Below are 10849 nucleotides of genomic sequence, written 5' to 3' on the forward strand. Positions count from 1 at the left end.
CGCTTGAGCAGGTGCGGTTCACCGCTGCCTGGTGAGGAGGATGGCGCAGGCGGTGGCCGTGAGCAGACCGCCGGCCAGGACCGTAGTGCGTACGTCCTCGAGGGGGATGATCGCTGCGCCCAGTGCGGCGCCGGCGGCGATTCCCGCGTTGTAGACGCCGGAGTTCGCGGCGAGGGCGAGGTCGGTGCGGGCGGGGGCGCAGTGCAGCATCGCGTTCTGGGTGGTCATGAACACGGGGCCCAGTGCGGCGCCCATCAGGGCCAGGGACGCAATCGCCGCCCCGGGGTGGGTGCCCGTCGCGTACAGGGCGAGCATGCCGGTCGCCTGGGTGGCGACGGCGGCTGTGAGCGTGGAGCGGGGGAAGCGGTCCAGGAGGGTGCCGGTGATGGCTACGCCGATCAGGCACGCCACGCCCAGCACGACGAGCAGGGTCTCGGCGGTGCCTGGGGCGAAGCCGCTGACGTCGCTCAGGAAGGTGACGAGGTACGTGAATCCGGTGAACGCGCCGGCGGCGGAGAGGAAGCCGGCCGCCAGGACCGTACGGAACCAACGGGCGTCGGGAGTGCTTGAGTAGGCCGCGGGCTCCTCCTCCGGGCGTGAGGTCGGCAGGAGAGCGGCGATCGTCACGAGGGAGAGCAGGCCCAGGACCGCGAGCACCGCCACGGGGACCTGCCAGTCGGTGCGGCGGCCTAGCAGGCTCCCGGCGGGGACGCCGAGCACGAGGGCCAGCGAACCCGCGACGGACAGCACGCCCATGACCCGACCGCGGACCTCGGATGCGTACAGGCCCACGGCCACGGGACCCATCACGCCCCAGAACAGCGCCTGGGCGAGCGCGGTCAGCAGTCGGGCGGCCAGGAGTGACCCGTACGAGGTGGCCAGCGCGGCGGCCAGGCTGGAGACGACCAGCGCGGACAGGACGCCCGCCAGGACGTGGCGGCGCGGGGGACCTTCCGCACGAGGTGGGCCAGCGGTACGCACGCGGCGGCGACCGTCAGGCCGTAGCCGGTGACCAGCAGCCCGGCTGCCGAAAGGGGGACCCCCAGGCTTGCGGCGATGGGTTCGAGGAGGCCGACCGGCAGGTTCTCCGCGGTGTTGAGGTGAAGGCGGCCAGCATCAGGGCCAGGAGCACGGCGGTTCTACGCCAGAGAGCCGAGCCTTCCGCGCCGCCTGGGAGCTGTCCGGGACGTCGCGCCCTCCATGTCCAGTCCCTGGCGCTGCCCTTGGGGCTGTCCATGGATGCACCTCACCTGGCGCACTGGACCCGTCGCAACCGGTTTATCCCGAGTACGTAGACCCTCAAGGGCGCAGTACCGGGAAGTCGACCTTCGCCCAGAGCGCGCGGGGAGCGGCAGGTGCGTGGTACCCCGACTGCTGGTCTTCCGGCCTCCAGACGCGGGTGGTCCGGCCCGTGGTGTCCTCGACCGGCGCCCAGCCCGGGTCTCCGGTCGCGGCGAAGTCGGCCCAGGCGCGGACCATGCGGCGGGCGAGGGCGTGGTCGGCGGGGGTGGGGGTGCCTCCGGTGAGGAAGGCGAGGCGGGCGTCGTCGAGGTTGCCGAAGGCGAAGGGGATGTCGGCGCAGTGCCAGGCCCGGACGGGCGTACCGTCCGCTCGCTCGCGGCGGCGGTCGAAGCGGGAGAGGTACGCGCGGCCTCCTCCTGCGGCGTGGGCCTCGGCGAGCCGGTTGCTGAACTCGCCGAAGATCAGGTCCCCGAAGAGGGCGAGGTAGACGTCGGAGACCGGGGCGTGGGACAGCGCGGCACGGTAGCCGGGTACCACGTCCGCGTCGAGGCCGAAGTCGGCGGCGAAGCGGGCGAGTTGCGTGTCGGTGGTGAGCTTCGCGCAGCTGCCGACCGCGTCGAGCAGCCAGTACTCCTCCGTGGTGTGGCAGACCAGCAGGTCCACGTCCCGTGCCGTTCCGGCGGCCAGGGCCGTGAGCGGGTCGGCGGGGAACGTGTCGCCGTCGAGGACGGGGGCGAAGAGGGAGGGGTCATAGTGGCGGGAGCCGGAGCCGGGGTCGTTCCGGTACGCGTCGACCACCTGGTCCGAGGCGGCGACCAGGGCCTGCGGCGTGGCCGACGCCAGGCCCGCGGGGGTGGCGGGGCAGCCTGCCGCCGCGGCGATCTCGCGGGTGGTCGCGGCGGCGATGTCCCAGGTGTGGAAGGGGCTGGCGGGGCTGTGGGCGATGGCGCGGCGGAACAGGCCGCGGGCCCGCTCCATGACCATCAGGCAGGCCACCGAGGCGGCTCCGGCGGACTGGCCGGCGATCGTGACGTCGTCAGGGTCGCCGCCGAACGCGGCGATGTTGTCGCGTACCCACTGGAGTGCGGCGATCTGGTCGAGCAGCCCCCGGTTGTCGGGCGGGGCGATGCCGTCGACACCGGCACCGGCACCGGCACCGGCACCAGCACCGGCACCAGCACCAGCGGGCACATGCCCGAAGCCCTCGAAGCCGAGCCGGTAGTTCAGGGTCACCACGACCAGACCGGCCCGCGCCAACACCGTGCCGTCGAAGTCGGGTTGGGCGGAGGACCCGAAGGTGTAGGCACCGCCGTGGATCCAGACCAGCACGGGCAGACCGCCGCCTTCGGGCGCCGGAGTCCAGACGTTGACGGTGAGGATGTCCTCGTCGCCGGGCGACCAGGAGGGTGCGCCGGGGAGCTCCGCGGACTGCGGGGAGATCGGCCCGAACTCCGTACCGTCCCGTACACCGCTCCAGGGTGGAGCGGGGAGCGGTTCCCGGAACCGGCCGGCGCCGAACGGGGGCGCGGCGTAAGGGATTCCGAGCACGGAGACGACGTCGTCACCCGTGGCCCGGCGGCCCCGGACCGCGCCGCTCTTCGTCTCGAAGACGTCGTCCATGGGGGTGGCCTCATTTCGCTGCTGGGAAGGCTGGGGAAACGCTGGGGAGAAGCTGTCGAAGATCAGCTTCGCGTCCCACGACTCGCCCGGTCCAACACTCCTTCCACCGTGATCCACTCACCTGTGTTGTCAATGCGGGGCACTCTTCACGGAACGGAAAGGGGCTGATGCTAGATTCGCTCGCCATGCGATCACGTGACTTCGACCTGGACTTCCGCGACCGGGCCCGGCGGACGACCTTCTGGGGCATAGGACTCCTGGGCGTGGCCGCGCTCCTGTGGACCTGGTGCGCTGTGCTGCTGCTCAGTCCGTACGAGGTCGACCGGAAGCCCGACGACAAGTACCCCGCCGAGTGCGAGTCGCGGCTGCTGACCGAGCGCGGCACCGCCAACCGGGGCATCTACCAGAACTCTTGGTGCCAGAACGAGCGTGACTGGCCCGAGGCGCTGGCCGTCCTCGGTCTGTCCATCCCCGTCTCGGTCGCCGGTGTCGCGCTCTTCACGACCGGCACGGTGAGCCGCCGCATGAGCGCGCACGCGCAGGCGATGCGCGAGCTGGACAGGATCGGGGACGCCGCCCGCGCCTGACCTCACCGGTCTCGTCGGCGGCCGATCAGTTGGAGGAGTCGTGCGGTGTGCATGTACGGGTGGCGGTCGGTGAGGGCGAGTTCGAGGCGTTCGAGGTCGGCGTAGAACGCGGGCTCGTGCTTGCGGGCGTCGTCGGTGACGTGGTCGCAGACGGTGCGGATGCCGTAGTGGCGCACGTCCGTACAGTCCAGGTCGGTCAGGTGGCGGGTGAGCTCCTCGGCCGTGTGAAGGTTCAGGGACGAACCGAACATCCGCGTCCCGGCCCGGTCGGAGTCGAGCGCGGCCAGCGCCGCGGGCAGGTCCAGCTCGCGTACGGCGAGGGCCAGCGGCTGCGAGTGGCGGTTGATCGCGATCAGCGAGAAGAGACCGCCCGGCCGCAGCGGGGCCAGCGCCGCGGCGAGCGTACGCCGGACGTCGTCCGTGTACGGGAGAAGGCCGTGGCACAGCGCGATGTCGAAAGCGCCGTCGGCGAGGTGGGCGGGGAGCCTGTTCACATCGGCCTCGACGCAGGTGACGCGCTCCGCCAGGCCCGCCGCCCGGGCCCGTTCGGCCGCGGCGGCGAGCATCGCGGGGGCGTGGTCGACGACCGTGACGTGGTGGCCGCGTGCGGCGAGCCGTACGGCGTCCCCGCCGTCACCGCCGGCCAGGTCGAGGACCCGCAACGGCCCCCCGCCAAGCGCCGCCTCGGCGTTCCGGACGAGGTTCGCCTCGGCGATCCGGTAGCGCAGCCGCCCCCAGGGCGACTCCTGCCACTCCTGCCACACGGCCACGGCACGGTCGAACTTCTCGGGATCTTCGGACATTCGGCGACGATAGCGCCCGCGCCCCCCGCCCCCGCCCGCCCCTTCGTCGTCCGGCAGGCGTAGGGCGAGCCGCGTCCGCTACCCCGTGGGCGTAAGGGCATCGACAGGCCGCTGCCCCGTGGGCGTAAGGGCATCAACCGGCAGGCGTAGGCCCAGCGTCCGATGTGCGGGGGAGCGCTCGGTCGCTACGCTCGGTGACGACCCGCCGGTTCATTGGGAGCCGCGCCGATCGAGGAGGTCGCTTCATGCCTGCCGACGCCATGGCTCACGTTCGTATTGCCCGCCCGTCACGCGATCTTGAGGCGGCGGAGCGGTTCTGGGTCTCGGGGCTCGGTCTGGATGTCCAGTACCGGCACGCGGCTGACGGGACCCCGGGGGTGCACTCGCTGCTCATGGTCGGGTGGCGGGGGGCCGCTTGGCATCTTGAGCTCGTCCACGATCCGGCCGGGCCGATGGAGCCGCGGCCGACCGCCGAGGATCTGCTCGTGGTCTACCTCGGCGAGGAGGTGCCCGACGCTCTCGTCCGGCGGCTCGAAGAGCACGGCGGCAAGCGGGTGCCCGCCCACAACCCGTACTGGGACACCTGGGGTGTGACGCTCCAGGACCCGGACGGCTATCTGCTGGTGCTCTCCACCCGGGACTGGTCCTCCACATGACCCGTCTACCGTACGAGGATCAGCCCGCACCCGTACGCGCGCCCGCGGCCGAGTCCTGCGCCGAGGACCGTCACGAACGTGCGGGGGTCGGTCACCGTGAGCTTGCCCTGGATCTCGGCGCGGACGATGCGGATGCCCTTGTGCGCGGCGGGGCTGGACACGGTCGGGAGCATGCGGACGGCGAGTTCGTCCGGGTTCGCCTCGGCTCCGAGCCTCGCGCCGCCTTGGGGCCCTGCCGGGGATCCTGCCGGAGATCCGGCAAGGGATCCGGCAGGGGTGTCCAGGCGGTTCGTGAACCACTTCTTCACGTGGTCGGGGCGGGTGTGCGCGGTGCGGATGCCCCGTCCTTGCGGCGGGCCTTGCGGCCCTCCGGCCAGACCTCCGGCCGGCCCGTCGGCAGACCCCCCAGCCGGGCCCCCTCCGGGCTTCCGGGCGTAGACGGGGTTCACTACGGCCCGGAAGGAGACGGTCTCGCCCGTCGTGAAGGTGCGGTCGACGGTGAGGGTTTCGGGGGGCTCGACGAGCGCGTCTCGGGGGATGTTCTGCCAGTCGCCGGGGACCTGGGACTGGACGACGACCGAGAGGCGGGCCTGTCGGAGGTTGAGCGTCCAGGTGGAGAGCACTCCCATCTGCGCACGGGCGTCGGGGTCGCCGTCCTGGACCCAGCCGCGGAAGCCGCTCATGACGTTGCGGTGCATGTCCTGTGCGTCGATGAGGGACTTGGCGATGTAGGGGTGCTTCGCGTCCAGGGTCAGCAGGGTCTGCGTGGCGACGAACCTGGCGGAGGCGGTGCGGGCTGTGGTCACGGGACGATGTTCCATTCACCGGCGTTCGGGTCGATCGTGATACGGACCCTGGTCTCCCACCTCAGGGTGTGCTGGGGGCCGCTGTCGTCGAAGCGGACGGGCTGGTCGGACACGGGGGCCGTGCCGGCGACCGGGCGGGGGCTCTCGATCCAGGCCCAGGCGTGGCGGCTCCGGTCGCGCGGGGGTGCCTCGCCGGCCGCCGGTAGCAGCGGTGCTTCCGCGAAGGCTTCGGCGAGGCTGCCGGGACGCACCTCCAGGGCCAGCTGCCCCGACGGCGGGCAGGACTTGCGGCCGAGCCACAGCAGGTGCTGGGGGTGTTCGAGGGCGTGCGCGAGCCGGTCCAGCGGCTCGCGCACGGTGTGCTGGAGGCCGACGAGGAACGCGGCGTCGGCGAGGTACCACCGCTCGGTGACCATCGCCTTCCTGCGGACCTCCGCCGAGACCAGGGCGCCGGACCGGGGGTCGGCCGTGATGCGTTTCGGTGCGCCGTACCAGTCCTCCAGCTCGTGGTGGCCGAAGGCGTCGCCGGTCGTCGTCCCCGGCCGGGCGGCGGCCTGCGCGGCGCGCCGGTGGTCGGTGACGAGGTCGCGGGGGCGGAGCGGGTACCGCCCCGCGCCGACCGTGTGGTAGTCGCGGACGGGCTTGCCGGGGTGGTCGGCTCGTACGCCGAAGAGCAGTGGTTTGAGTGCGGCGAGCGGGTCGGTGTCGGGCGCGTCCGGAGGGGGCTCGCGGGGCAGTCCGAGCGCGGCGGCGCACAGGCCGATCACGCCCGACTTGGTGGGGCGGGTGTGGGTGTCCCGGCGCCCGAAGCGGCTGGACACGCCCCAGGACTGGAGGGGTGCGGCGAGCCGGATGAGCAGGACGTGGCTCACGGGGTGAGCTCCTCGATCTTCATCACCGTGGGCATGCCGGGGGCGGGCAGCGAGCGGAGGATCACGTCGATCTGGGGGTCGTACGTCAGCGCCGTGGCGTGGCTCAGATCGGGGCGCCGGTCGCTGACGAACTGGTGGTGGGCCAGGAGCCGGCGGGCGGCCGCGGGTCCGGCAGGGCCTTCGCCGGCGGGGTCGGTGACGTCCTCGTTGATCGGCTGCTGGAAGGCGGCGGCGTAGTTGTAGGGCCGGTCACCGTCGAAGGCGAGGACGAGGGAGGGGAGGGAGCCGGTGGAGGCGGTGGAGTTCTTCTTCGCCTGCGGGAAGGCTTCGACGAAGGCGTTCACGAACTCCTTCTCGGCGTCGACCGCGACCTCGGCGGCCTCCTCCTCGCCCATGCCGGCCGTCCGGAGGTTGGTCAGCAGCTGTACGCGGTCGAGGACGGCGTGCCGGTAGAAGGTGCCGCTGATGAGGGCCTGGTACCCGGTCATGCCGGCGCCGGCGTCGTTGGCGGCGTCGAGGAAGTCGAGCGCGTTCCGCTTGCGGTTCAGCTTGGCGTCGTCCGCGGCGGCGTAGAAATCGTCGGTCTGTTCGGCTTCGTGCACGGTGAAGGCGTGGCTGCTCTGGACGGCGCCGTCCACGTTGGGCGAGTCGGCGATCTCGGCCAGGAAGCGGCCGTAGAGGGCGATGTCGATGGCGTCGCGCGGCGCGATCGCGGTGAGCACCGCGTCACGATGGAGCTTCGGCAGGGGGACCTTCGTACCGTCCTCCTCACCGGGCTCCGCGTCGGCGTCGGCCACCGCGCGCCTGCTCCCGCGGGTGGTCTTCCCGCCGCTCTCCCGCTGCCTCTTCAGGTACTCGTCCCGCCAGGTCCGCAGCTCGTCGGCGTGGGCGTCGAGGTGGGCGGCGATGCGCCTGTCCGTATCGGCGGGGGCGAAAAGCAGCACCTTGGTGAGGTTGGCGACGGTCTTCTTCCCCGGGTCGCCGAACTTGAGGCCGGTCGCCTCCAGGACGGCGCGGGCGGTGGTGACGGCCTCGTCCCTGTCCCAGCCGTGCTCCTTCTCCAGCACCGTGGCCGTGAGCAGGGCCCATTCCCGGGTACGCAGCCCGGTGCTCCTGTTCTGGAGGGCGCCGACCCCGGCGTTGGCCCGGTCGCGGGCGTGGATCCGCTCCGCGCGGCGGCGCGCCTGGCTGCTGATCATGTGCCGCTCGACGCCGCCGTAGACGAGGCTCTTCGGCGACCCGTTCTCGTCGCGGACCGGAAGCACCGCGACCAGGGTTTCCAGCAGGTGGAGGGAGAGGAAGCGGCGTCGGGTTCCCTGAGTCACGCGTGCGAGTCCTTCTCTGTGGTCGGGCCGGTGGCCGGTTGCGGGGTGTCGTCCGTCTGCGGGATCTGGTGCGTCTGGGGGATCTGGTGCGTCTGCGCGCTGTGGTTCTTCTGCGGGTGGTGGAAGTCCACCGACCATCCGTACGCCACACGGGCGCGCCGGTCGTGCCAGCGGGTCAGGTCCTCGGTGAGCTGGGTCCACGAAGGCGGCGCCTGGTCACAGGACCTGAGCCGGGTGATCGTGTGCTGGAGGTGGCGCCAGGGAATCCGCCGGCTGGAGACGACGCGGGACAGCAGGAGCTGCGCGCCCGGATTCCTCGGCCCTCGGCCGATCCCGTCCCCGATCCTGGCCGCCGCTGCGCCCAGGCTGCCCTTCCCGTACGAGGGGACGGACCGGCCCTGGTGGTAGATCCCGAAGAGGAAGGCGACGCGTTCGTAGATCTCGCGGTGCTCGTCCGGGCCTTTCCAGCCCGCCTCGATGTGCGCGTCGTTGGTCTTGGGCCGGCGCAGCTCCGCCAGTTTCGCGTAGTCGCGGTTGTGGACGAGGCTCGCCAGCCATGCCGTGAGGTGCCTGCTCCCCCGGGCGTCGGACTGCGGTGCGGACCACTCCGTCATGCACGGCCCTTTCGGATCTCTTCGGGTGCTCTGGTCTTGGTCAGGTCGTCGGCGAAGCTCTTCTCGGCCCGCGCGCGGGCCTGCATCCCCTCGGCGTTGTGCGGCAGGGAGTCGAGCCGGTGCCTCATGAACTCCTCGGCACATGCCAGGAGTTCATCGGCGTAGCGGAGGAGTCCGGTGTCGACGGCCGAGCCGAGGGCGGTGTCGGCGAGCAGGCGCAGGAAGGGGTCCTCGGCCGCCGGCCAGAACTCCTTCCGCGCGTCGAAGCGGGCCTGCTGCGCCGCCTTGTCGGAGGGCTTCGGGTTGGGGTAGATCACGCGCGAGGCGGCGAAGGCGGCGCGCTTGAGGGAGTCGGCGAGGTAGTCGGCGATCACCGAGCCCCGGCGGGAGGCCGTGCAGAGGGCCTCGCCCTGGCTGGGGGCGTACGGGAACGATCCCTCGGTCCACGCGTCGGGTTTGGTCTTGTCGGCGATGAGTCCGACGGCCCACAGCCGGCAGGGGATTCCTCCGGTCTCCTGCGGGAATTCGAGGAGGCGGAGGCGCCCGAAGAGTCCCTGCCGCGCGTTCTGGGCGGCGCTGTAGAGGGCGTGCGCCTCGCGCCACAGCGCACGGGTGGCGGACGGCCACAGGGGCCTGCGCACTCCGTCCGTCGCCTCTTCCTTGAAGACGGCGTCCTCCAGGTCCCGGTCGAGGTCGAGGGCGAGGAGTTCACCGGCTCCGACGAGGACGCGGTCGACCGCCACCTCTCCGCCCTCGGTGCCGGGGGCGGCGCGGAGGAGGATCGAGCGCCCGAGGTAGCTGTGGAGGTCCGCGGGCCCCGTCGTCGCGCGCCCGGGCGGCTTCTCCCTGAACTCCCGGCGCGGGATCTCCCCCGTGGTCCAGGAGAGGTTGAACTGCCCCACCCGGCCGCCGGCCGGCGGGTAGAGGTTGAGCCGGAGCATGTCGGCGACGGTACGGCTCTGCACCACCACGCGGATGCGTCCCTGGAGGCGCGCCGCGGCGAGGTTGGTCAGGCGCGGCCCGTGCTCCTGGCCCGACAGCCGCGCCCGTCCGGACAGTCCGTAGACGTGCTGCGCCAGCATCGCGCGGAACGCGGCGGCGGCCGGGAGGGGTTCGGGGTGGCCGAGGTGGTGGTGGTCGAAGAACTGGAGGTAGTCCCCGGCGCGTTCGAGCACGAGCTGCGCCGGGCCCGTGCCGGACAGCGGCATGAGCGAGGCCAGTCTGCTGTTCTGTCCCAGGGGCCGCTCCGGATGGAACAAGTCCCATTCTTCGGGCGGCTGTTCGGCCAGCCATCGCGCCGCCGCCGTGAGGGGGTGCGATGCGGCGACCCAGGCGCACCACTCGTCGGTGGAGGAGGGATGCACACCGGAGGCGAAGCAGACCGCCAGGAGGTGTTCGAGGACGGCGACCCCCTCGCCGGGGGTCGGGCAGGCGAGGGTCGCCAACTCCTCGGCCCGGAACAGCACATCGAGCAGCGACAGGTCGGCCACCTCGCCGTCGAGCGAGACGGTCGGTACGCAGGGTTCGTGGCGCGGGTCCCAGGACGGACGCGCCTTCGGCGCGGTGAGCATGGTGAGCGTGGTGGACAAGGTGGTGCCGTAAGCCTTCGACGATCGGTTGCGCTGGTTGACCGACCGGACGCTAACAGCTGGCGACCGGTCCGGATGGAGGGATTCGAGAACCTCGCGTGCCTTCCACGCGTATGCGTCAACTAGCGTATGCTTTCAGGCCATTTGAGTGTGGCGCACACGCGGAGGGGTGCCCGCCTCCTTCGAGGCCGGCACCCCTGGCGGGAACGTCAGAGCGTGGGCGTCGCCCGGGCGTCGCTGTGTCGCTTCTCCGAGGGAACCAAGACCGACGCCGGCGCGGCGGGGGTCAGGAGGAGTGGGTGCGTCGCGGTGCCGGCGGCGGCGAGGACAGCGGCGAGAGTGCCGGCGTCCTGAAGGTGGGTGAGCACGGAAGGTGTTCCTCTCGGAGTCGGCCCGACGGGTGTGATCGGGGTGAGGCACACTGTCGTCTTCCGTGGCGCTGGGTCGCATTCGCGTGCACGGGAAAATCGTTGCATTCGTGCAGGTCAGAGGAGTGAAGAAAAGTGAGCGGTGCGCTTGGGGGCCCGGGCGGAGGCGTGGCCGGCCACGCGGCCCGCGATCGTTTCGGGCACCGGCTGGCCGAGCTTCGCGGCGCCGTTCCCGATCCGGGGCGGGCGTCTCTGGCGGCGTGCGCCGTCGCGGCAGGGGTGCAGCGCGAGACGGTACGGAAGTGGTTCAAGACGAAGGAGGGCGTCGCCTCCACCGCGCCCAGTCCGGCGCACGCCGCGGCCGCCG

At 72.2% G+C, this 10849-nt stretch carries 10 protein-coding genes and 1 pseudogene; 2 read left to right on the forward strand and 9 right to left on the reverse strand.

Translation table 11 applies throughout. The features are described from left to right. Nucleotides 1-18 precede the first annotated feature (18 nt). Both ACFXMG_RS03165 and ACFXMG_RS03170 read right to left on the reverse strand, forming a co-directional pair. Nucleotides 19-1117: pseudogene (locus ACFXMG_RS03165) on the reverse strand (MFS transporter). 182 nt (nt 1118-1299) lie between these two features. Then, nucleotides 1300-2862 carry a carboxylesterase/lipase family protein gene (locus tag ACFXMG_RS03170; RefSeq protein ID WP_383820629.1) on the reverse strand — a complete coding sequence of 521 codons (1563 nt, stop codon included), beginning with the start codon at nt 2860-2862 and terminating at the stop codon, nt 1300-1302. 185 nt (nt 2863-3047) lie between these two features. Here ACFXMG_RS03170 and ACFXMG_RS03175 point away from each other — a divergent pair, with 185 nt between their 5' ends. Continuing rightward, entirely contained in the window at nt 3048-3449 is a 402-nt protein-coding gene (locus ACFXMG_RS03175) for a hypothetical protein (RefSeq protein WP_383820626.1), read from the forward strand. A 2-nt stretch (nt 3450-3451) separates the two neighbouring features. On the opposite strand, the gene ACFXMG_RS03180 is transcribed toward ACFXMG_RS03175, so the two are convergent. Continuing rightward, nucleotides 3452-4252 (reverse strand): class I SAM-dependent methyltransferase, encoded by an 801-nt coding sequence (locus tag ACFXMG_RS03180; protein ID WP_383820623.1) that lies wholly within the window; start codon nt 4250-4252, stop codon nt 3452-3454. Nucleotides 4253-4497: 245 nt separating this feature from the next. Here ACFXMG_RS03180 and ACFXMG_RS03185 point away from each other — a divergent pair, with 245 nt between their 5' ends. Further along, nucleotides 4498-4908, forward strand: coding sequence for a VOC family protein (locus ACFXMG_RS03185; RefSeq protein WP_383820621.1), 411 nt, complete (start codon nt 4498-4500; stop codon nt 4906-4908). A 5-nt stretch (nt 4909-4913) separates the two neighbouring features. Here ACFXMG_RS03185 and ACFXMG_RS03190 read toward each other — a convergent pair whose 3' ends face one another. The 6 genes from ACFXMG_RS03190 to ACFXMG_RS03215 form a co-directional block, all read right to left on the reverse strand. Then, on the reverse strand, nt 4914-5714 hold the full coding sequence (locus ACFXMG_RS03190; RefSeq protein WP_383820618.1) for a type I-E CRISPR-associated protein Cas6/Cse3/CasE: 801 nt from the start codon (nt 5712-5714) through the stop codon (nt 4914-4916). Next, entirely contained in the window at nt 5711-6586 is an 876-nt protein-coding gene (gene cas5e / locus ACFXMG_RS03195) for a type I-E CRISPR-associated protein Cas5/CasD (RefSeq protein WP_384338851.1), read from the reverse strand. Before cas5e ends, ACFXMG_RS03190 begins: the two co-directional genes overlap by 4 nt. After that, the gene (locus ACFXMG_RS03200) at nt 6583-7911 is read right to left on the reverse strand and encodes a type I-E CRISPR-associated protein Cas7/Cse4/CasC (RefSeq protein ID WP_383820613.1); all 1329 of its coding nucleotides are present in this window, start codon (nt 7909-7911) and stop codon (nt 6583-6585) included. Before ACFXMG_RS03200 ends, cas5e begins: the two co-directional genes overlap by 4 nt. Further along, nucleotides 7908-8525, reverse strand: a complete 618-nt coding sequence (gene casB / locus ACFXMG_RS03205; protein WP_383820610.1) for a type I-E CRISPR-associated protein Cse2/CasB — start codon at nt 8523-8525, stop codon at nt 7908-7910. The genes ACFXMG_RS03200 and casB overlap by 4 nt, the downstream gene beginning before the upstream one ends. Then, nucleotides 8522-10114: a type I-E CRISPR-associated protein Cse1/CasA gene (locus ACFXMG_RS03210; protein ID WP_383820608.1), complete on the reverse strand. Its 1593-nt coding sequence runs from the start codon at nt 10112-10114 to the stop codon at nt 8522-8524. Before ACFXMG_RS03210 ends, casB begins: the two co-directional genes overlap by 4 nt. Nucleotides 10115-10323: 209 nt before the next feature. Next, the gene (locus tag ACFXMG_RS03215; RefSeq protein ID WP_383820605.1) at nt 10324-10482 is read right to left on the reverse strand and encodes a hypothetical protein; all 159 of its coding nucleotides are present in this window, start codon (nt 10480-10482) and stop codon (nt 10324-10326) included. Nucleotides 10483-10849: the final 367 nt, after the last annotated feature.

The sequence above is a fragment of the Streptomyces sp. NPDC059201 genome (assembly GCF_042754585.1).
In the GTDB taxonomy this organism is placed as follows: Bacteria; Actinomycetota; Actinomycetes; order Streptomycetales; family Streptomycetaceae; genus Streptomyces.